The sequence below is a fragment of the Sphingobium sp. SA2 genome (genome assembly GCF_032227065.1).
GTDB lineage: Bacteria > Pseudomonadota > Alphaproteobacteria > Sphingomonadales > Sphingomonadaceae > Sphingobium.
In genome coordinates this window covers 188,974-210,000 of record NZ_JAPMXX010000001.1, presented here as the reverse complement: position 1 = coordinate 210,000, position 21,027 = coordinate 188,974, and the positions used below count along the sequence as shown (strand labels likewise).

At 60.8% G+C, this 21,027-nt stretch carries 22 protein-coding genes, 1 tRNA gene and 2 rRNA genes (1 of these 25 only partly in view); 13 read left to right on the top strand and 12 right to left on the bottom strand.

All coding sequences use genetic code 11. The features are described from left to right. The 3 genes from OVY48_RS01085 to OVY48_RS01075 form a co-directional block, all read left to right on the top strand. A 23S ribosomal RNA gene (locus OVY48_RS01085) occupies positions 1-2,086 on the top strand; it begins 710 nt to the left of the window's first position. Between the two features lie 163 nt (positions 2,087-2,249). After that, positions 2,250-2,364: ribosomal RNA gene (gene rrf, locus OVY48_RS01080) — 5S ribosomal RNA — on the top strand. A 106-nt stretch (positions 2,365-2,470) separates the two neighbouring features. Beyond that, a tRNA-Met gene (locus tag OVY48_RS01075) sits at positions 2,471-2,547 on the top strand. 95 nt (positions 2,548-2,642) lie between these two features. On the opposite strand, the gene OVY48_RS01070 is transcribed toward OVY48_RS01075, so the two are convergent. From OVY48_RS01070 to OVY48_RS01045, 6 genes are all read right to left on the bottom strand, one after another. Continuing rightward, positions 2,643-2,939 (bottom strand): hypothetical protein, encoded by a 297-nt coding sequence (locus OVY48_RS01070; protein WP_313921605.1) that lies wholly within the window; start codon positions 2,937-2,939, stop codon positions 2,643-2,645. Then, on the bottom strand, positions 2,939-4,567 hold the full coding sequence (tnpC, locus tag OVY48_RS01065) for an IS66 family transposase (protein ID WP_313921664.1): 1,629 nt from the start codon (positions 4,565-4,567) through the stop codon (positions 2,939-2,941). Before tnpC ends, OVY48_RS01070 begins: the two co-directional genes overlap by 1 nt. A gap of 63 nt (positions 4,568-4,630) precedes the next feature. Beyond that, positions 4,631-4,978 (bottom strand): IS66 family insertion sequence element accessory protein TnpB, encoded by a 348-nt coding sequence (gene tnpB / locus OVY48_RS01060; RefSeq protein ID WP_096064158.1) that lies wholly within the window; start codon positions 4,976-4,978, stop codon positions 4,631-4,633. Continuing rightward, positions 4,975-5,349, bottom strand: coding sequence for an IS66-like element accessory protein TnpA (gene tnpA, locus OVY48_RS01055; protein WP_313921603.1), 375 nt, complete (start codon positions 5,347-5,349; stop codon positions 4,975-4,977). The genes tnpB and tnpA overlap by 4 nt, the downstream gene beginning before the upstream one ends. Before the next feature lie 63 nt (positions 5,350-5,412). After that, positions 5,413-7,032, bottom strand: coding sequence for a recombinase family protein (locus OVY48_RS01050; protein WP_313921663.1), 1,620 nt, complete (start codon positions 7,030-7,032; stop codon positions 5,413-5,415). 322 nt (positions 7,033-7,354) lie between these two features. Further along, on the bottom strand, positions 7,355-8,263 hold the full coding sequence (locus OVY48_RS01045; RefSeq protein WP_313921662.1) for an AraC family transcriptional regulator: 909 nt from the start codon (positions 8,261-8,263) through the stop codon (positions 7,355-7,357). Between the two features lie 131 nt (positions 8,264-8,394). On the opposite strand from OVY48_RS01045, the gene OVY48_RS01040 reads away from it, so the two are divergent. From OVY48_RS01040 to OVY48_RS01025, 4 genes are read left to right on the top strand one after another with little or no spacing between them, the layout of a single operon-like run. Then, positions 8,395-9,138 (top strand): SDR family NAD(P)-dependent oxidoreductase, encoded by a 744-nt coding sequence (locus OVY48_RS01040; protein ID WP_313921661.1) that lies wholly within the window; start codon positions 8,395-8,397, stop codon positions 9,136-9,138. A 10-nt stretch (positions 9,139-9,148) separates the two neighbouring features. Next, on the top strand, positions 9,149-9,550 hold the full coding sequence (locus OVY48_RS01035) for a VOC family protein (protein WP_313921660.1): 402 nt from the start codon (positions 9,149-9,151) through the stop codon (positions 9,548-9,550). After that, positions 9,540-9,896 (top strand): hypothetical protein, encoded by a 357-nt coding sequence (locus OVY48_RS01030; RefSeq protein WP_313921659.1) that lies wholly within the window; start codon positions 9,540-9,542, stop codon positions 9,894-9,896. Before OVY48_RS01035 ends, OVY48_RS01030 begins: the two co-directional genes overlap by 11 nt. A 23-nt stretch (positions 9,897-9,919) precedes the next feature. Beyond that, positions 9,920-10,909, top strand: coding sequence for a saccharopine dehydrogenase family protein (locus OVY48_RS01025; protein WP_313921658.1), 990 nt, complete (start codon positions 9,920-9,922; stop codon positions 10,907-10,909). Between the two features lie 216 nt (positions 10,910-11,125). On the opposite strand, the gene OVY48_RS01020 is transcribed toward OVY48_RS01025, so the two are convergent. The 5 genes from OVY48_RS01020 to OVY48_RS01000 all read right to left on the bottom strand — a co-directional run bounded on the left by OVY48_RS01020 (position 11,126) and on the right by OVY48_RS01000 (position 14,503). Beyond that, positions 11,126-11,854, bottom strand: a complete 729-nt coding sequence (locus OVY48_RS01020) for an SDR family oxidoreductase (RefSeq protein WP_313921657.1) — start codon at positions 11,852-11,854, stop codon at positions 11,126-11,128. A 7-nt stretch (positions 11,855-11,861) separates the two neighbouring features. Further along, complete coding sequence (locus OVY48_RS01015; protein WP_313921656.1) at positions 11,862-12,344, bottom strand: nuclear transport factor 2 family protein; 483 nt, start codon at positions 12,342-12,344, stop codon at positions 11,862-11,864. A 167-nt stretch (positions 12,345-12,511) separates the two neighbouring features. Further along, entirely contained in the window at positions 12,512-13,252 is a 741-nt protein-coding gene (locus OVY48_RS01010; RefSeq protein ID WP_313921655.1) for an SDR family oxidoreductase, read from the bottom strand. Between the two features lie 103 nt (positions 13,253-13,355). Then, positions 13,356-13,748, bottom strand: coding sequence for a VOC family protein (locus OVY48_RS01005; protein WP_313921654.1), 393 nt, complete (start codon positions 13,746-13,748; stop codon positions 13,356-13,358). Between the two features lie 14 nt (positions 13,749-13,762). Beyond that, complete coding sequence (locus OVY48_RS01000; RefSeq protein ID WP_313921653.1) at positions 13,763-14,503, bottom strand: SDR family oxidoreductase; 741 nt, start codon at positions 14,501-14,503, stop codon at positions 13,763-13,765. 112 nt (positions 14,504-14,615) lie between these two features. Between OVY48_RS01000 and OVY48_RS00995 the strand changes: the two genes are divergently transcribed. Continuing rightward, the gene (locus tag OVY48_RS00995; protein WP_313921652.1) at positions 14,616-15,209 is read left to right on the top strand and encodes a TetR/AcrR family transcriptional regulator; all 594 of its coding nucleotides are present in this window, start codon (positions 14,616-14,618) and stop codon (positions 15,207-15,209) included. Between the two features lie 197 nt (positions 15,210-15,406). Further along, positions 15,407-16,405: a zinc-dependent alcohol dehydrogenase family protein gene (locus OVY48_RS00990; RefSeq protein ID WP_313921651.1), complete on the top strand. Its 999-nt coding sequence runs from the start codon at positions 15,407-15,409 to the stop codon at positions 16,403-16,405. A gap of 378 nt (positions 16,406-16,783) precedes the next feature. On the opposite strand, the gene OVY48_RS00985 is transcribed toward OVY48_RS00990, so the two are convergent. Beyond that, positions 16,784-17,467 (bottom strand): FadR/GntR family transcriptional regulator, encoded by a 684-nt coding sequence (locus OVY48_RS00985; protein WP_313921650.1) that lies wholly within the window; start codon positions 17,465-17,467, stop codon positions 16,784-16,786. Positions 17,468-17,641: 174 nt separating this feature from the next. Between OVY48_RS00985 and OVY48_RS00980 the strand changes: the two genes are divergently transcribed. Genes OVY48_RS00980 through OVY48_RS00965 form a run of 4 tightly spaced genes read left to right on the top strand, consistent with a single transcriptional unit; the run spans position 17,642 to position 21,016 of the window. Then, positions 17,642-18,520, top strand: a complete 879-nt coding sequence (locus OVY48_RS00980; RefSeq protein ID WP_313921649.1) for a fumarylacetoacetate hydrolase family protein — start codon at positions 17,642-17,644, stop codon at positions 18,518-18,520. 3 nt (positions 18,521-18,523) lie between these two features. Beyond that, positions 18,524-19,291: an alpha/beta hydrolase gene (locus OVY48_RS00975; protein ID WP_313921648.1), complete on the top strand. Its 768-nt coding sequence runs from the start codon at positions 18,524-18,526 to the stop codon at positions 19,289-19,291. Positions 19,292-19,300: 9 nt separating this feature from the next. Next, positions 19,301-19,684 carry a DUF1636 family protein gene (locus tag OVY48_RS00970; RefSeq protein ID WP_313921647.1) on the top strand — a complete coding sequence of 128 codons (384 nt, stop codon included), beginning with the start codon at positions 19,301-19,303 and terminating at the stop codon, positions 19,682-19,684. A gap of 54 nt (positions 19,685-19,738) precedes the next feature. Continuing rightward, the gene (locus OVY48_RS00965) at positions 19,739-21,016 is read left to right on the top strand and encodes an amidohydrolase family protein (protein ID WP_313921646.1); all 1,278 of its coding nucleotides are present in this window, start codon (positions 19,739-19,741) and stop codon (positions 21,014-21,016) included. Positions 21,017-21,027: the final 11 nt, after the last annotated feature.

Here is a 21,027-nt window from a genome sequence, read left to right as displayed (position 1 = left end):
CCCGGCGATCTATGCATGACCAGGTTGAAGGTGCGGTAACACGCACTGGAGGACCGAACCGTTCAATGTTGAAAAATTGTCGGATGAGTTGTGCTTAGGGGTGAAAGGCCAATCAAGCCGGGAAATAGCTGGTTCTCCGCGAAATCTATTGAGGTAGAGCGTCGGATGATTGCCGTTGGGGGTAGAGCACTGGATGGTTGCGGGGGTCGCGAGATCTACCAACACTAACCAAACTCCGAATACCAACGAGTCTAGTCCGGCAGACAGACGGCGGGTGCTAAGGTCCGTCGTCAAAAGGGAAACAGCCCTAACCTACAGCTAAGGTCCCCAAGTCATCACTAAGTGGGAAAGCATGTGGGATTTCCAAAACAACCAGGAGGTTGGCTTAGAAGCAGCCATCCTTTAAAGAAAGCGTAACAGCTCACTGGTCTAAATAAGAGATCCTGCGGCGAAGATGTAACGGGGCTAAAGTGATGCACCGAAGCTTAGGGTGTGATCGTTTACGATCACGCGGTAGCGGAGCGTTCCGTAGGCCGTTGAAGCGATCTGGTAATGGGTCGTGGAGGTATCGGAAGTGCGAATGCAGACATGAGTAGCGATTAACAGTGTGAGATGCACTGTCGCCGAAATTCCAAGGGTTCCTGCTTAAAGCTAATCTGAGCAGGGTAAGCCGGCCCCTAAGACGAGCCCGAAGGGGGTAGTCGATGGGAACCACGTTAATATTCGTGGGCCTGGAGGTGTGTGACGGATGGTGTAAATGGTCTGGGCTTATTGGATTGCTCCAGGCTGTGAAATCGTCCCAGGAAATAGCCCCTCCGTATAGACCGTACCCTAAACCGACACAGGTGGAATGGTAGAGTATACCAAGGCGTTTGAGAGAAGTATCCTGAAGGAACTCGGCAAATTGCCTCCGTACCTTCGGAAGAAGGAGGCCCCATATAAGCGCAAGCTCTTATGGGGGGCACAGGCCAGGGGGTAGCGACTGTTTAGCAAAAACACAGGGCTCTGCTAAGTCGGCTTCAAGACGACGTATAGGGCCTGACGCCTGCCCGGTGCCTGAAGGTTAAGAGGAGGTGTGCAAGCACTGAATTGAAGCCCAGGTAAACGGCGGCCGTAACTATAACGGTCCTAAGGTAGCGAAATTCCTTGTCGGGTAAGTTCCGACCTGCACGAATGGCGTAACGACTTCCCCACTGTCTCCAGGATATGCTCAGCGAAATTGAATTCTCCGTGAAGATGCGGAGTACCCGCGGTTAGACGGAAAGACCCCGTGCACCTTTACTGCAACTTCAGAGTGGCATTAGGAAAGAGCTGTGTAGCATAGGTGGGAGGCTTTGAAGCATCGACGCCAGTTGATGTGGAGCCATAGGTGAAATACCACCCTGCTGTTTTCTGATGTCTAACCTCGTACCGTTATCCGGTACAGGGACCCTCTGTGGTGGGTAGTTTGACTGGGGCGGTCGCCTCCTAAAGAGTAACGGAGGCGCGCGATGGTGGGCTCAGGACGGTTGGAAACCGTCTGTTAGAGTGCAATGGCATAAGCCCGCCTGACTGCGAGACTGACAAGTCGAGCAGAGACGAAAGTCGGTCATAGTGATCCGGTGGTCCCTCGTGGAAGGGCCATCGCTCAACGGATAAAAGGTACGCCGGGGATAACAGGCTGATGATTCCCAAGAGCTCATATCGACGGAATCGTTTGGCACCTCGATGTCGGCTCATCACATCCTGGGGCTGGAGCAGGTCCCAAGGGTTTGGCTGTTCGCCAATTAAAGTGGTACGTGAGCTGGGTTCAGAACGTCGCGAGACAGTTTGGTCCCTATCTGCCGTGGGCGTCGAAATTTGAGAGGAGTTGACCCTAGTACGAGAGGACCGGGTTGAACATACCTCTGGTGTACCAGTCGTTCCGCCAGGAGCGCAGCTGGGTAGCTATGTATGGACGGGATAACCGCTGAAAGCATCTAAGCGGGAAGCCTCCCTCGAGATAAGATTTCATCGAGCCGTCGTAGACCACGACGTTGATAGGCTGGATGTGGAAGTGGAGTAATCCATGAAGCTAACCAGTCCTAATTGCTCTGTTCGCGCTTAAACGGTTCATTCGTGAATCGCAGAGTCCCACCATCAATGACAGCACTGGCAACAGGTAGCTTGAATGAGATGGCGTGGTTCTTAAGCCAGCCAGAAATCACGACACACGCAAAACACCGTGCACGGTATCGATTATAAACCCTGATTTTGCGCCAGCTTCATTGCTTGGTGACCATAGCGTCTGTGACCCACCCGATCCCATCCCGAACTCGGCCGTGAAACCAGTCTGCGCCGATGGTACTATTGCTCAAGCACTGGAAGAGTAGGGCGTCGCCAGGCATTGAAGCTCGCGCAAAATCAGCAAAAACCCATTCACATTGTCAAAAAAGGCGGCCCCAAAGCCGCCTTTTTTGCGTTACCCCAAAACCAAGGGGCAACCACGTGTCGCGGGATGGAGCAGCCCGGTAGCTCGTCAGGCTCATAACCTGAAGGTCGTAGGTTCAAATCCTACTCCCGCAACCACCGAAACCGACATTCCACAAAGCCCCGACGCCAAAGCGCCGGGGCTTTGTGCATTCTGCGCCACTCGACGCTGTTCGATCGTAACCGTCCGATTGTTACCGCGGCTTATGGGCCTTGAAGCGCGCGGCGAGCTCGGGATCGTCGATAAAGTCATCGAGGAATTGGTGCCAGGCCTTGGTCGTGAGACGTGCTTGGCTAAGCATGTCCGTCAGTTCTTCCACGCCGTGATCCGTCAGCGCGGTGATGGACTCGTCCAGACCGGTGTGGACGCTGACGATGGCGCCGTAGGTGAGGTTGTCGTCGTTTGAAACGATGGCTTCCAGCAACTCCACGTTCTCGTCGAGTATCTTGGCGACATAGTCGAGGGTGAGCAAGGAAGTGACGGCGGCCATCAGGCGGCCAGTGCTAGCGGGATGGTGAGCGGCACCCAGTTCCAGGGTAACAGCTCGTCGATCCTGTTGATCTTGTGATCGTGGATGCGATTGAGCAAGTCGGTGATGTATGCTTGTGGATCGAGACCGTTCATTTTGGCGCTTTCGATCAGCGTCATGGCGCGGGCGAGGGTTTCGGCGCCTGTTTCGGAGCCGGCGAATAACCAGTTCTTCTTGCCCAGGCATATGGGCCGGACAGCCCGCTCGGCAGCGTTGTTGTCGATGGCGACGCGTCCATCGTCGATAAAGAGGCTGAAGGCGTGCCAGCGCCCCAGGGCGTAGCGAAAGGCCTTCGCCAGGTCTCCCTTGGTCGAGATACGGGTGAGTTGCTTCTCGGCCCAGCTATGCAGAGCCTCAAGCTTGGGTCGGCTCAACTCCTGGCGTATTGCCTGGCGGATATCGGCAGGCTTGCCCGCGATCTTGCGCTCAATGTCGTAGAGTTGCCCGATACGCTCGAGCGCCTCGTGTGCGATCTCGGATTTTTGCGACGTCCAGATGTCATGAAAATCGCGTCGCCAATGCGCAAAGCAGGCCGCTTCCCGGAAGCGAGGCTCACCATCCGCGACGGGTTCGTAGAGCTTAGCATAGCCTTTGTAGGCGTCGGCTTGAAGAATACCGCTTGCGCTGCCCAAGTGCGCCAGCACGTGCTCGGCTTTCCAGTTGGGCGCATAGCGGTAGAGGACGCCAGGCGGCGCGGTGCCGGCCCAAGGCCGCTGATCACAGACATAGCCCCAGATCCGGCCTTGCATCACACCCTTGCCGATACCCTTGGCGCGTCGTTCCGGAGCCAGCACGCGGATCGGTGTATCGTCGGCGTGCAGGATGTCGCTGCCCAGGACCGAGGCCTCGATCCGGTCGATCACCGGCTGCAGGATCCGCATCGAGCGACCACACCAATCGGCCAGCGTGCTGCGTGGGATGTCGGCACCCATGCGCGCGATGATCTCGTTCTGCCGGTACAGCGGCAAATGGTCGTCAAACTTCGAGATCAGCACGTAAGCCAGGAGACTTCCTCCGGCCATGCTACCGGGGATCGGTCGGCTCGGGGCTGGCACCTGGACCATCTTCTCGCAGCAACGGCAGGACTTCTTCGGGCGGACGACTTCGATGACCTGGAGCTTTGCCGTGATCATCTCGAGGATCTCGCTCACGTCTTCGCCGACGAGACGCAGCTCGCCGCCGCACTCCGGACAGGTGCTGCCGGGGTCAAGTTCGTGGCGTTGGCGCGGCGTATCCGCCGAGACGCGTGGGCGCCGAGATGGACGCGGCCCAGGGGTGGTCTCGGCAGACGCGACCGCCGCTTGCGCCTCGGAATCGTCCAGGCCACTTGTCACGAGGCCCTGTTGCGCGACCGAAACAAGCACGTCTTCGAGAGCGAACTCGAGTTGCTCGATCTCGCGTTCGATCTTCTCGGAGGATTTGCCGAAAGCCTGCTTCCTGAGCCTGGCGATCTGCAAACGCAGTGCCTGGACGACCAGGTCATGGGCGCGCAGCGTCGTCGTCAGCTTCTTGTTCTGGGCCTGCAACTGGGCGATCAGCGCCTTGAGAAGGGCCGGGTCTTCGGGAAGATCGGATGCCGCGTTGAGCATGGCTTTTTATACAGGAAATCGGCCGCAAAGCCTAGCAGAACAGCCGCTTTTGCAGAAGAAAAGTTACCCCGCGCGTGTAGGCGGCGCACCCCAGTTCGGACGCCTCCAGTCGATCCCTTCCCACAGCATCGCGAGTTGGGCCGATGTCAGTCGCGCCGCCCCGTCAGCCGCAGAGGGCCAGGGAAAACGGCCGCGCTCCAGGATCTTGTAATAGAGGCAAAATCCCTGACCATCCCAGTAAAGCAGCTTCAGCCTGTCGCCGCGCCGTCCCCGAAAGGCGAATACGGCACCACTGGCCGGCTTCTGTCGCAGCACGGTCTGGGCCAGCATTGCAAGACCCGAAATCCCTTTGCGCATGTCAGTGACGCCGCAGGCGAGATAGACCCTTACGCCGGTGCCCGGTCCGATCATGCAGCTTCCACCGACCGGATAAGCTGGGTCAAGGCAGTAGCCTCGATGCCGGCATCGAAGCGCAGCCGCCGTCCTTGCGCCAGACACAGCTCGACGATCAAGGGCGAGACCACCACCCGGTCATCGAGCACGGGCTCCGCGCTCAGCATGGGCGCCCCGATATCAACCGGCAAAAAGGTCGGCCCGTCCGCCGCAGGCAGCAACCCTCGCTTCCTGAACAGATGGCGCCATTGATAGATCTGGCTTCGCGACACATCGTAGCGCCGCGCGACGCGCGCCAACGTCTCTCCGTTCATTCCCACAGCGGCGACGATCTCGAGCTTCTCCGCGTTGCTCCACCGACGACGCCGTTCCCGGCCCAATATCTCCACCGCCGTCCCTCGCTTTGGCTCAGGACGTCCATAACGACGTCCTTATGGACGTCTCTTACGCGCTCACATCACAGCAAGGCAGGCGGCCTCAACCGGTCGGTTACGTTCGATCCACTCCAGGATTCTGCCAAACTCGCCATGGAGCATGGCGTTGACCTCACCACGCTTCGCGCCGGGCGTAAGCTCGATGCGCTCGATCAGCGCCCGCAACGCATCGGCGGCTTCCTGGCGCTCCTCCGGCTGCGATAGTGCGTGCGTCAATCGCTCGACTTTGCGCCGATAAATCTCGGAGATGTTGGGATGGATGTCCGGCACGTCAGCAGGGGCCGCAGCCAAACGAGCGCGGATCGCATCCTCCTGGGCTTCCAATTCCAAAAGCTCATCGACCAGCGCGCGCGTGCCCTTGCCTGCCTTTGCGAGTGTCACGAGACCCTTGATGGCCTTGACGACTTTCTGCAGGTCGGTTCGATCGGCACTTTCTGACGCGCGGCGCTGGTGGTTAATGCGATTATTCTCCTCGACATAGGTCCGAATGGCCTCTGCCGCGACCTCGGGGGTCATCATGCGATCGCGCAGACCATCAAGGACGCGCGCTTCCAGCTTGTCGCGTGTGATGCTGTGGCTGTTCGAGCAGCTTTTCGTATCACCATGGTTCGAACAGGCAAACCGCCCCTGCCCGCGAAGGGAATAAGGACCGCCGCAGCAGCCGCAATAGACCAGGCCTGAGAGAAGGCTTTTGGGGCGATGCGTTCGATTAAGAGCTGTATGGGCAGAGCGCGTTGCCTCGATGACGTCGGCATATTGGATCGCGATATTCTCCTGCCTTGCCTTCACAGCCTGCCAGAGTTCTTCATCCACGATCCGCAGGTCAGGAACCTCGGTCACAATCCATTCGGATTTGGGATTGATGCGGGAGACCCGCTTGCCGGTTTGCGGGTTCTTCAGATAGCGCAGCCGGTTCCAGACAAGTTTGCCGATATAAAGCTCGTTGTTGAGGAGGCCTGTGCCGCGCTTGGCGTGGCCGCGGATCGTGGTTGATGTCCACAGCTTGCCCGTTGGGGCTGAAATCCCGGAATCATTCAGACGGCAGGCGATTGCGTGGGGGCTGAGCCCGTTGGCGAACTGTCGGAAAACCTGGCGAATGACTTCAGCTTCGGCGGCATTGATACTCCGCTCGCCGTGGACCGGTTCGCCTTCGCTGGAGAAGCGCCGCACGACGTCATAGCCAAAGCAAAGCCCGCCCCCGGATTTGCCCTTCTCGACGCGGCCGCGCAGACCGCGATGGGTCTTCTTCGCAAGATCCTTGAGGAACAGCGCGTTCATCGTGCCCTTGAGGCCGACATGCAGTTCAGAAACTTCACCCTCTGCCAGGGTGACGATCTTCACGCCGGCGAACTGGAGATTCTTGTAGAGCGTGGCGACGTCGGCCTGGTCGCGTGACACCCGATCCAACGCCTCGGCCAGCAGAATGTCGAAGCGCCCCATCTGCGCATCGTGCAAAAGTGACTGGATGCCTGGACGGAGTATGACGCTTGCGCCGGAGATCGCGGCATCTTTATAATTGGCGACAATCCGCCAGCCTTCGCGCGCCGCCTGTTCACGGCATATCAAAAACTGATCGTCGATCGATGCAGGGCTCTGCTTATCGTCGGAATAGCGGGCATAAAGCGCTACGCGGGGCATTTGGAGTCTCCAGAGATGAGCTTTGGGGTCAGTCTACAGATTTGACCATTCTTGCCAATCTGAGGAAGATATCAAAATTGGAGCGCGCTTTTATGCTGTCCCCCGGAATTCCGCCCCCTCACTGCACAGGGGTCTGCGATGCCGGAATCGATAAGCGGGTGCAGTCTGTCTCCTGCTAATCCGGCGGGAGTCGACCAAACCAAGTCGTTCGACAGTCAACGGGCAAACGTCAGCTTACACCAGAACCCGCCGCCACCTTCGCAGGAGACGGCCGTCACCTTCAGGCTTGGCTAACCGGTTCGTGCAGCAAGTTACCGGAAAGCTACACCGTTGACACTTCACCCAGACGATTGTCGTACACTCTACGTAACAGGGCCGCATCACGCGAAGGCGGGAGGCCAAACTGGCGGGCGTATTCGCGGCTGAACTGGTTGGGGCTCTCATAGCCAACACCGAACGCGACAGCGGTCGCGTTGCCCTCGCCGGCCAGCAGCAGCGATCGTGCGTGCAGGAGCCGAACATGTTTCTGGTACTGAAGGGGGCTGAGCGCAGTGACAGCCTTGAAGTGCCGATGGAAGGCGGAGACGCTCAGGGCCGCCATCTCGGCCAAGGCCTCGACCCGCAGCGGCTTGGCAAAGTTCTCCCTGATCCATTGGATCGCAACGCCGACCCGAGAAAGCGCAGTGTTCGGTGTGGCGATGTCCCGCAGCATCCAACCTAATGGCCCCTGCAGTACGCGGAACAGGATCTCGCGCTCGTAAGCGGGCGCCAAGGCCGCAATTTCGTTCGGCCGCTCCATCAATCGCAGCATCCTGACCCAGGCGTCGAGCAGGTCGAGTGTCACCGGCGCAACCGAGAAGCCAGGCGCGTAGAGCCCGCCTCCGGCAGGTTTAGGCAGATCAGACAGCAAATTGGCAACGATCGTGGGTTCCAGCGTAAGGCTAACAGCGAGGTAGGGTTCCCCCTCCTCGGATGGGTGAACTGAGCCCACCGCCGGCAGGTCGATGGACATGACGAAGTACGTTGCAGGGTCGTAGCGGAAAGTTCGGTCCGCGACCGTCATCGTCTTTGATCCTGTCAGGATCAGATTGACCATCGGTTCGTAAACCGCGGCGAGCTGGTGCTCCGGGATTTCGCCCTGGACCATAGCGACGCGCGGGATGCCGGTCTCGGTCCGCCGGTTCTTTGCCTTGGCTGCGAGACCGCGGAGTTCCTGAAGCTGCATTTCCATGCTGCCCTTGTCTCATCCAAGCGGCACGGCATCAACACAAAAGCAGAAATAGGCAATCATAGAGGAGGATCGTGTGAGCGCACGGAGCGCAGGTACGGCACAACGCTGACAGACAGTTTGAAGGAGCAGCTATGAGCATCGTCATTATCACAGGAGGCAGCCGCGGCCTGGGCGCGAGCACCGCCATCCAGTGCGCCGCGCGCGGTATGGGCGTTATCCTCACCTACAACAGCAACCCGGATGCGGCGAACACCGTCGTCGCCGAGATCGAGGAGAAGGGCGGCAAGGCGGTCGCCCTGCAGCTCAACGTCGCCGACTGCGCCAGCTTTCCCACGTTTCGCGATCAGGTGCGTGACGCGCTGCAGGCGATCTGGGACCGCCGCGACTTCGACGCGCTCGTCAACAACGCCGGCTATGGCCTCTACAATCCGATCGCTACGGTCACAGAGGAGGAGTTCGACGGACTGTTCCGCGTGCACCTCAAGGGCCCGTTCTTCCTGACGCAGACGCTGCTGCCGCTGATCTCGAACGGGGGCCACATTGTGAATGTCGCAAGCGCCACGAGCCGGGTCGCGACCGCAGGGGTTGCACCTTACGCTTCCTTCAAGGGCGGACTGCAGGTGCTGACCCGTTACATGGCCAAGGAGTTCGGCGACCGCCGCATCCGGGCCAACTCGATCGCTCCAGGTGCGATCAAGACCGAACTGGGTGGTGGCCTCAACGACGAGTTCGAAGCCATGCTCGCAAGCCAGACAGCGCTCGGGCGGGTCGGCGAGCCCGACGATATCGGCTGCATGATCGCCAGCCTGCTGTCCGACGATAATCGCTGGATTAACGCCCAGAACATCGAAGTCGCCGGCGGCTACATCATCTGAGGAAAAGCACATGCTCGATCACATCTTCCTGACGGTGAGCGACACGGATCGCTCCATCGCCTTCTACGAACGGGTGCTGCCTGTGCTCGGAATCACTGCACGCGGCGACTATGACGGGAAGGACGGACCGCCCGGTCATCCCGACCTGAAGGGCTTCGGCGCCAGGGGCCGCATGTTCTTTTGGCTTCGGCAGGGCGTTGCCGCGCCGGACGCAGTGCATGTCGGCCTGGTCGCCGATTCCGAAGCGATGGTGAACGCGGCGCATGCCGCGGCGATGACAGCAGGAGCCAGTCAGATCCACCCGCCGGGTCCACAGCTCCACTACGATCCGCGCTACTATGCGGCGCAGGTTCGTGATCCGGACGGCTACAGTCTCGAATTCGTCTTCAAGAGCTGGCAGCATGAGGACTGAGGCCCGTCACGCGGGCGACCTGCGACCGATCGCCGACGCGCTGATTTCGGCGACCAATGCGTTCGCCGTCGAGCCGGCGTTGGGGTTGTTCACGGCTGACGCCGTGATCGATGATCCCTCGACCGAGGAGCGCTTCGACGGGCAGGCCGGCGTGCGTGACTACATCAAGCGCTTCTTCGTCGGCTACCGGACGGCCACGCGGCCGCTTTCGTTTACGCGCATCGACGAGCACCGAGCGCGGCTGCGCGTCGATTTCACCGGCGACTTCGGACACGAGATCGGCCTGCTGGAGATCGTCACCGATCCCGCAGGGCTGATCGTCCGCATCGACGCCCACCTCGAATAATTCAAAAGAAGGCAATCGATACGATGAACAGGCTGATGATCTACGGGGCAGCCGGCTATACCGGCCGCATGGCGAGCGCGAACGCCAAGGCTGCGGGGATTGACCTGGTCCTCGCGGGCAGACCGAAGGACGAGGCGAAGCTGGTCAGGCTGGCTGCGGAGATGGGCGCCGGGTACCGGCTGTTCGCGGTCGACGACGTTACGGGATGCGAAGGAGCGCTCTGCGATATCGCCGGCCTGCTCAACTGCGCAGGTCCGTTCATGCGGACGGCGGAGCCGCTGATGCAGGCGTGCATGGCCTCCGGCACCCACTATCTCGACATCGCGGCCGAATTGGACAGCTACCGCCTGGCCGAGCGATACGATGAGGACGCACAGGCCGCCGGCGTCATGCTTCTACCGGGCAGCGGCGGAAGCGTGGCGTTGCTCGGATGCCTCGCCGGGCATGCGGCCAAGCGTGTGGCGAATCCCAGTAAGCTGAGCATCGCTCTCCATGTGGCGGGCGGCTTCTCCCGGGGATCGGCCGTCAGCGCGAGCGAAAACGTAACTACCGAGACGCTCCACAGGGTGGACGGGGAGCTTGTCAGTCGTGCGGCCGACGAACTCCGCGAATTCGACTTCGGGAATGGGCCCGCCACCTCCTTCCCGGTCACCCTGCCGGAACTGATCACGATTTGGCGGGCCACCGATATTCCGAACATCGAGACGTACGTGCACGTGACCGACGGCGCTTTCCCAGAGGGCGATCTCGCAGCCATGCCCGATGGCCCCACGCTCGAGGAGCGCGAAGCCAACCGCTACCATGCGGCGGTCGAGGTCACGGGCGGGGACGGCACCGTCGTCCGCTCCATTCTCGATACGGTGAACGGCTATACGTTCACGACGCTGGCTGCGGCCGAGGCGGCGCGACGCGTGGTTGGCGGAGAAGCCCGGGCAGGCTTCCAGACTCCCGCCGGCCTGTTCGGCGACGGCTTCGCCGAGACGATCGCTGACACGACGATCGTCGACGTCTGATCGTCAGCACACGTTGGTCGTCTTCGCAGTCGGTGCGATCCTAAGCTCCGGGCGGCACGATGCGCCGCCCGGAGCCGATCCTGAATGCATATAACGGCACGGAGCATCTGTTTTGCCGCGACCGGCCCCCGATCGACGATCCGGGCGCTGCCGTGGGCGATCAGCAGCAAATTCTTCTGCGGATCGTAGCCTAGTGCTGCCGAGCCAGCTCGTCGCTCACCATGGCTGGCGGCCGTGACTCCCAAAGAAGCCGCCGGTCGGACCGTCCTTGTCGATCAGGGCCATCCTAATCGCAAGCTCGGCGCCTTCTTCCGGTGTCAAAAGGCCCGAGTTGCCGTTGAGGTCGGTTCGCACGTTTCCTGGCTCGACCGCATTGACCTTTATCTCGAACGGCTCGAGCTCCTTGGCGAAGGAGACCGTCACGGCGTTCAGCGCGACCTTCGATGACGTGTAGGCTAGAAGGTTGACGGTCGAGAACAGCGAGGTCGGATCGGTGATGAGGGTCAGCGAACCCAAGCCGCTGCTCATGTTCACTATCCGTGCGTCGTCGGCGGCCTTCAGGAGAGGGGCGAAGGCCTGCGTCACCCGGATAGGGCCGAAGGCGTTCACCTCGTAGGTGGCCTTTACGTCATCCATGCCGAGCTCGCTTGGCGGGGTCTGGAGATCGAGCACGATGCCTGCATTGTTCACGAGGACGTGGAGGGCGTCGAGCTCATGTCCGACCGTCTCGGCCGCGCGACGAACGCTTGCGTCATCGGCCACGTCGATCTCGACGAAGCGGACGTCGAGGCCCTCGCCGCGTAGGGACTTCACCGCCTCCTCCCCTCGGGAACGGTCGCGTGCGCCCATCCATACCGAGAGGCCGGCGGAGGCGAGTCCCTTGGCTATGGCAAGCCCGAGGCCTTTGTTCGCGCCGGTCACCAGCGCCTGGCGCTTATGGGTCATCACTGCCTCACTCCTCCGCGGCTTCAACCGGGGCGGCGGCATGCTTGCTGATGTCGCCGAACAGGCGGGGCTCGATCTCACGCGATGCGAAACGCCATGCCCCGTCATGAAGCTCGAAAGTGTCGATGTAGCGGCCGGTCACGATCGGCTGCAGCGGCAGGCCAGGCAACTCCTGGTGGACGGTGAAGTAGCAGATAGAACTGGCGGCCGTCACGGAGGCAACGTCGACGAGTACGTTCGAGACCGAATGCCAGGTCCGGGGCGTGTCATCGACATGGTACTGGAGGTTGTTGCGCAGGAACTGAGCGATGCTGTCGCGTCCTTCCACGATCGTACCGGCGATGTTGAACTTGGCAGCCGCCAGCAGCTCGGCATTCGCATCGACCTTCCCGTAGTCGAGGTTGTGGACATATTCTGCAAGCAGGCGGCGAACCTCGCTCTCGATGACGAGTTTATCGATCGCGCTGGGGAGGGTGGCATTGGTGGACATGGGTCTTTCCTTCATGATGATTTTGATGTGACGTTCACGGTCGGTGAGATGCTTTTTGTGCCGCCGGCCCGGGGGGAGTAGGCCGACGGCACGCAGGCTATGATCGCGCGAGGGGGGCGAGCGCGATCACGGCAGCTCGATGATTGGGACAGGACGAGTACGGTCCATCAGACCTGCGAAGCACCCCCATCGGCGAACAGTTCGGTGCCGTTAATGTAGCTGGCGGCATCGCTGCCGAGGAACGCGACCGCGCGCGCGATCTCTTCCGGCCGACCGATACGGCCGATCGTGCTGCGATCGGCGAGGTAGGCCAGCGCCTCGTCGGCCTGCTCGCCGAGGAAGGAACGCAGTGAGGCGGTGTCCACCGGACCGGGACTTACGATGTTAATGCGAACGCCCGATCCCTTGACCTCCGTCACCCAGCCACGCACCATCGCGCGCAGCGCCGCCTTGGTGCCGCCGTAGACGCTGAGGCCCGGACCTGGCTGGATCGAGGACGTCGATCCCACGATGACGATTGCGCCGCCTTCGCCCATAAGCGGCAGCGCCTTCTGGACGGAGAAGGTCACGCCTTTCACGTTGCTATCAAATGCGCGGTCGAAATGATCTTCGGTGATTGCCTCTAGCGGCACGATTTCGCCGGCGCCGGCATTGGCGACAAGCAGGTCGAGGCGACCGTGCTTCTCCTTCACATGGGCATAGAGCCTGTCGAGATCGGCAAGGTTCGAGACCTCCGCGCGCACGCCTTCGGCGCCGCTCCCGAGCACGGCAACCGCCTCGTCCAGCTTCCCACGGTTGCGACCCGTGATGATGACTCTGGCTTTCTGCGACGCGAGTTCCTGCGCGACAGCAAGCCCGATGCCGGATGTACCGCCTGTCACGATGACAACCTTATCGGCGAATGACATGATGAGTTCCTTTATTGATGGATAGCCGCGGCGGCTCTGCCGGGTGCTTCCCACTGAGATCGTTTGGAGGCTGTTCGCCGGTCCCTGACGGTGCGGACCCGAACTACTCGGTCTGGCAGACGGCCTCGATGTTGTTGCCATCGGGGTCGAGCACGTAGGCAGCGTAGTAGTTCGGGTGATACCGTTCGCGGACGCCGGGCGCGCCGTTGTCGCTCCCGCCGTTGGCCAGCGCCTTCTCGTGGAACGCATCGACGGCCTCCCTGTCGCCAGCGGTGAACGCGACATGGACGGGAAGTCGGTTGCCAGTCTCCTCGTGGAACCACAGGCTCGGATACCCCTCCTGGCCGAACCCGTGTCTCGCGCCCCCAGACGCGGTGCGCGCCGGATCGATGCTGACGACCAGCGACAGCCCAAGCGGCTCCAGCGCCGCATCGTAGAAGCGGCGGGACGCTTCCGCGTCGCCCACGGGCAGTTCGATGTGGTTGATGATACTCATAGTCGGATTTTCCTTCATGCCTGGGACGCCCCGCCATCGGCGAAAAGCTCGACACCGTTGATGTAGCTTGCGGCGTCGCTGGCAAGGAACGCCGCGACCTCCGCGATCTCCTCAGGCTCGCCGATGCGGCCCATCGGGCTCTTCTCCCGCAGGAAGGCGAGCCCCTCTTCCGCATGCTCGCCGAAACCGTCCCGCAGCGCCTGTGTGTTCGTCGGCCCCGGGCTGACGATGTTGATGCGGATGCCGGAGCCCTTCAGGTCGCTGACCCAGCTCCTGACCAGATTGCGCACGGCGGCCTTAGTGGCTCCGTAGATGCTCATCGACGGACCCGGATCGATCGAGGAAGTAGAGCCGACGATTACGATGGACGAGCCGAGCTGCAGCAGCGGCAAAGCTCCCTGGACGGTGAAGACGATGCCCTTCACGTTCGTGTCGAACTGCTGATCGTAAGCCGCTTCGGTGATTTGGCCCAGGGGCGCATGGACACCGCCGCCGGCGTTTGCGACCAAGGTGTCGATACGGCCGAAGTCGGAGCGGATCTGCGAGAAGAGTGTCGCGAGACTGGCGGGGTCGGAGACATCTGCGATCATACCGGACGCGTTCGCGCCCAGCTTGCCCACCGCGCGATCCAATGCATCCTGCCGCCGACCCGCGATGATCACCCGCATCCCTAAGGCGGCCATTTTGCGCGCGATGGCGAAGCCGATCCCGCTGCTACCGCCCGTTATAAGGGCAACTTTCATATCTGTTGGCATCGCTAACTCCTGCTCAGCCGGAATAATAGTGATCGCTATTAACAGTGCGCAAGGGGGCGTTGCAAATTTTTATAGCGAACACTATTATCTCTGTTGTTTTCAGGAGGTCCCAGTGAGCGAAAATGTCCGCAAGAGGCGGCCTAGGAGGCCGTTCGATCGGCAACTCGGCGTCGAGAAGGCGCAGCGCCTGTTTCACCAGAGGGGCTATGACGGCGTGAGCGTCGCCGATCTGACGCAGGCGCTCGAGATCAATCCGCCCAGCCTTTATGCGGCCTATGGCAGCAAGGCGGGTCTCTTCGAACATGCCCTGCGCCGCTACGCGGCCGTACACGCGCTACCGGTTTCCGAGATATTCGAGGGTCGTGATCTTGGCGAGGCTGTGACGATGATCTTCGTCTCGGCCGCTGAGCAGTATTCCAGCGATGCCGCGGCGCGGGGTTGCCTGGTCACGGAAGGCACGCGCGCGGCCGATCCCGAAGCACGGGCGATCGCGAGCGAGATCAGCGCTGTGATGGTGTCCGCGATCGGAGAGGAAATCCGCAAGCGCGTTCCTCAGAACGCAGATGCTGTCGCTGACGCGGTTGTGACCATGGTGCGTGGGCTTTCGGCCGCAGCCTACACGGGGATGGAGGCTAGTCGGCTCCGTGCTGCGGCCGAGCAGGCCGCCTTCATGTTCAAGGCTGGCCTGTCTGCATCCATGGTGTGACCGCTTTCATCGCGCCAGTTGTAGTGAACACTATTATCTTGTGGCGTTGAGTGATTGCCGTTATAGCAATCGCTACTATCTCGCCTCAAGGTGAGGTGAACCCACAGGCGCTTTCGTCATCGGAGAGGTCGCCTACGAGCATCGATGCGCGTGGGCCCCGTTCGAAATGGAACACGCGCCGCTACAGCGAGGATACCATGCAGCACGTTATATTTTCCGAGATCGGCGGACCCGAAGTCCTAGCGGTTGAGTCCTTCGATCTGCCGCCGACCGGACCCGATGAGGTTCGGGTCAGCATCGAGGCGATCGGGGTCAATCGGTTCGAGGCACTGTACCGGCGCAACTTCTACGTCGTTCCCCCCAGTCTGCCTTCGGTCATGGGTGTCGAGGGCGTCGGCACCGTCATGGAGGTGGGCTCTGAGGTCGTGGGCCACACCATCGGCGACCGTGTCGCCATTCTCCCTGTGCAGACGCCGTTCGTTGGATCCGGCATCTACGCGACCCACGCCAACGTGCCGGCATCGGCGTTAGTAAAGTCGATCCCTGGAACGACGGCGATCGAAGAATCCGCGGTCTGGATGGCGGGTCTTCAGGCCTATAATCTCATCACCAAGGTTCCGGTCGGCACCGGTGATTTCGTTTTGGTGACTGCCGGAACTTCGCCGGTCGGCAGTGCGCTCATCCAGTTCGCACGTGATATGGGGGCGACCGTTCTTGCTACGACCCGGACGAATGGGCGCAAGCGGGAGCTGCTCGATCTTGGCGCGCACCATGCCGTCGCCACGGATGAGGAGGCGCTGGCCGACATCGTCATGGCCGCAACCAACGGCAAGGGCGTGAAGGTAGTCCTGGATACGGTTGGCGGCGCCCTGCTGGCGCAGTGTGTCGCATGCCTTGCAGAAGAGGGAAGCCTCTTCAGCTACGGCGCTCAGACGTCGCCAGACATTACTGCCGCTCGCGTTGATGTACCCCTTGTGGCACTCGACCGACGTTCTCTTTCCTTCGTCGACCTCTTCGAACTGACCGACGTTCCGGAGCGGTTCGCTGCTGCGCAGGAATACATCCGCACCGCTGTTGCCTCAGGTGCCTTCAAGCCGCGGATTGACAGCACTTTTCAGCTTGAGAACGTACAGGAGGCCCATCGCCGGATGGAGGATGGCCGCTTAAGCGGTAAGGTCGTCATCACGATCGAGTAAGGTGGAGAGCGGCGTCCGACGCACAATTATTCGTCTGACCATCACGGTCTCGGATCAGCCTCGCTGATCCGGCTCTGGTCTGGATGTTGGCGCGTTGGATGACCATTTCTGTCGAAGGCCGTCGTTTGCGAGGGATTAGCGGACGACGGCTCTGTCCCCACGATGCGGCGCTCCATTTCCGGCAGGTCGCGACCACTACGAGACGTTCCCCGACAGGTACGCGAACGACCGTTCATGCCGGAACCCGCCATTACTTGGCATCGACTGGGTGCTCAGCAATGCCACATCAGTCACTCCTAGACGCAAATAACCTGCGAGATACTGGCATTCGTTCATTGTGTCGGCGTAAGCGGGTTCGAGTAATCCAAGCCCAGCGCTTTAATGTCCGACGAGCGACATTCTGACGGCAAGTAGATGGGCCTTGATTAGGTCCGCCGCCTTCGCCGCATCCCGTTCTCCTAGGGCTTCGACGATCGCGCCGTGCTGTTTCTGGTAAGTTTGGCGCCGATCGGGCGTGACGGTGCGCTCCTTGAGCTTCATCCATTCGGGTTGGTGCCGGGCCATGTTGATCGCTTCGTAAAGGCCGGACAAAAGTTCATTCTTGGCCGAAGCGATGATGACTTCGTGCAATCGTCCATCCCATATCTCAAATTCAGGTATATCGACTGACGCTTCGGCGCGTTCGAAACATTCGCGCATGGCCGCAAGGTCCGCCGACGTGGCCCGTGTCGCAGAAAGAGATGCTGCCCAGGGTTCCAGCACGAGCCGCACTTCCATCACTTCTGCCGGACTGGATCCGATCACGCGATCGAGCAAGGCCTGAGCATCCGACACCATCTGTGGTCTGGCTTCGGCCACGAACGAGCCCCGGCCGATATGGCGGACAATCTTGCCCTGATCCTCCAGAGTCTTGAGCCCCTTGCGAAGCGTATTGCGGGCGACGCCGAACTCTTCCTCAAGCTCGCGCTCGGTCGGTAGCCGGAAGCCTGGCTGCCATGTGCCCTCCGCAATCCTGGTTTCGATGCGCTCCACGATCTGCGCCACGGCTTCTGCGGCGCGCACGCGGACTTGGCTGGACGTTTTTGCTATTTGGTGATCCATTTGTGACCCAATAGTGGCATTCCGCCAATTAATCAAGATACCATTACTAAACCACTTGACAGATTATGTGATTCGCGATCATATTGGTTCACGAAGCCAAGATGATTGGTATATTATTGGTTTAGGAGCGTATGCATGAAGTTCGCAACCCTCACTGTCGGCGGGCAGAAGATTGTCGCCGCCATTTCGCCCGAGGGAGACCAGTATTGGCCGCTTGAAGACTTGGTCGGTCGCCCGATTGCCACCATGGTAGACCTGATCCGCGCTTATGATGAGGTCAAGGGCCAACTCAAACCTAACGGCGGCGCGCGCAGCCTGGCAGGCGTCAAGGTTAACGCCCCCCTGCTGCCGTTGCGCAACATCATGTGCGTCGGCAAAAATTACCATGCCCATGCGCATGAATTCACCAAGAGTGGGTTCGACAGCTCGGCCAAGGACATCAGCGAAGCGATCCCGACCGCCCCGATCATTTTCACCAAGGTGCCTGAGACAGTGATCGCAACCGGCGATGACATTCGTTACCCAACGGGGCTGTCCGACAGCATCGACTATGAAGCCGAACTGGGTGTCATCATCGGCAAGGCGGGCCGGGGCATTTCCAAGGACAATGCCCTCGACCATGTCTTTGGCTATACGATCATCAACGACATGACGGCGCGCGATCTCCAGTCGAAGCACAAACAGTGGTTTATTGGCAAATCGCTCGACACTTTCTGTCCGATGGGGCCGTGGCTGGTGAGCGCGGACGAGGTGGACGTCGCGAACCTCGACCTGAAATGCTGGGTCAATGGCGAGTTGCGTCAGGATGCCAATACGTCCGACCTCATCTTTGATGTGCCCACGCTCATCGAAACGCTGTCGGCAGGCCTCACCCTGCAACCTGGCGATGTGATCGCAACAGGAACGCCTGCCGGCGTCGGCATCGGTTTCGATCCGCCTAAATATCTGGCGCGGGGCGACGAGATCGCCATCGAGATTTCCGGCCTTGGCCGCCTCTCCAACATATTGGCCTGAACCATGCCGGATATTTTCGTAGAGAGCATAGGGACGGGTGATCCGATCCTGTTCATTCACGGGCTGGGCGGGACGAGCAATGTGTTTGCCCCCCAAGTCGGTGTGCTGTCGCGCTTCTTTGCCTGCCACAGGTTCGATCTGCCAGGGGCCGGCTTGTCGCCATCGTCCGGTGAGAACAGCATCGATGCGCTGGTCGATGCGACCATTGGCGTCATGGACGGGCTGGGGCTTTCAGGTCCGGTCCATATCGTGGCCCATTCGATGGGCACGGTGGTTGCGCAACATCTCGCTCTCAAGGTCGCAGATCGGGTCGCGAGCCTGTCGCTGATCGGCCCAGTCCATGCGCCTGGCGAAGCAGGTCGCGCCGCGATCAGGGACCGGGCCGCCAAGGTCCGCGCCGAAGGCATGGCATCGATAGCCGACGCCATCGTCATCGGCGGCACATCAGCCGAAACTAGGGCAGCGCGCCCCGAAGTCGCGGCTTTCGTGCGTGAGATCATCATGCGGCAGGATGCCGAGGGCTATGCCCGGCATTGTGAAGCGCTGGCAGGAGCACAGGCGGCTGATGTTGCCCTGATCGACGTGCCGACGTTGCTGGTGACGGGGGACGAGGACAATACTTCGCCCGCGCCAGCCTCGACGGCGCTCGCCGCAAAATTCCTCGATGCCAATCTCATAATATTGGGTCGGACGGGGCATTGGACGACGTTCGAAAGGGCAGGAGAGGTTAGCGATGCGATCGTCAACTTTCTCTTCTCTCAGAAGCTGTGATGCAAGCCGGTGGCTTCTTTGTTCCCGCCACCAGCGTGGCTGAAGGTTTGCACGACCTGCGATCGCTATGCGCCCGTACAGGGCGGCATAGGCGATCGGTTGGCCGATGCGCTGGAAGCGGCGTCGACGGACATGGTTGCCGGCGGCCGGCTGGCCTTCCGGCGGGTTCCGTGTCTCTCTGGATGCAAGCAGCCGGGAAACATCGCGCTTGGCGCTTCGGCCAAGGTGAAGATGAGGATCAATCGGGTGACCGCGCAGGATGCGGACGACCTGATACGCCTCGCCGAACTGTTCGCGGCGTCGCCTAAGGGCGATGTCCCTGAAGAAGACTGGCCGCCAGCGCTCAAGGGACATCTGGCGACCTATGTAAAACCCCGCCCCACAGGCGGATAACGCGCAGCGGACCAGCCGACGAAGATCGGTGTCCATGCCCAAGGAGAAGATGCAGTGGCTACTACGCTGTTCAAGAATGTCCGGGTGCTCGATAGCACGGGCGAGAAACCCTATGCAGGCGATGTCCTGATCGAAGGCAACCGCATTGCCAGGGTAGAACGCAATCTCAATATCATCACGGGCGACAATCACCGGATCGTCGAAGGCGATGGCATGACGCTGATGTCGGGCCTGTGCGACGCGCACACCCATTTCAGCTGGATCGACCAGCCATCGCTGGACGCGATCGGGATGCTGCCGGTTGAGGAACATACGCTTGAAGCCATGCGGTCGGCGGCGACCTATCTCGACATGGGCTATACCATGTGCATGGGCGCGGCCTCCGCCAAGCCCCGGCTCGACGTGGTCATCCGCAACTATATCAATGCCGGCAAGATCCCCGGTCCGCGCTATTATGCGGCGAGCACCGAGATCGCGACGATCGGTGGCCTGGGCGATCTCAACCCCTGTCATGTCGCCGCCTATACCTTTGTCGATGTCATCAATGGCCCCATGGAAATGCGGCGTTCCGTCCGTAAATTCCTCAAGGAGGGTGTCGATAACATCAAGCTCAACCTGTCGGGCGAAAACATCACCGGCATGGAAGCCGAGCGCACGCCGATGGCCGATGACGAGGTGCATGAGGCGGTGACGGAAGCGCGGCGTAAGCCCGGCACGCGGATTTGCGCCCATGCACGGTCGAACGAGAGCGTCTTGCAGTGCCTGAAATATGGCATCGATTTCATCTACCACGCCAGCTACGTCACCGACGAGACGATCGAGAAACTGGCCGCTGCCCGCGACAAGCATTTCGTGGGGCCGGGCGTCGCCTGGCTGTATCAGACCGTTTACAATGCGTCGGATTGGGGCGTCACGCCCGAAGTCGCACTGGCCATGGATTATCCGCGCGAACTCGAAGCCTGCATTGCGGGCGTGAAGAAAATGAAGGCAGCAGGCGTGCGCATCGTGCCGGGCGGCGACTATGGCTTCGCCTGGACCCCGCACGGCACCTACGCCAAGGATCTGGAATATTTTGTCGATCTGTTCGGCTTCACGCCGATGGAAGCGATCATATCCGCCACCGCGCTGGGTGGAGACGTCATGAAGATGGGCCATGAACTGGGCCAGGTGAAGGACGGCTTCCTTGCTGACCTCATTCTCGTTGATGGCGATCCGCTGGTCGACATTACGATCTTGCAAGACCGCAATCGCATCGCCGCGGTCATGAAGGATGGCCAGTTCCACCGCGAACTCGATCCTTCACAACGAAGGACTCTGGCGATGACCGGATAACGCCACTTCAA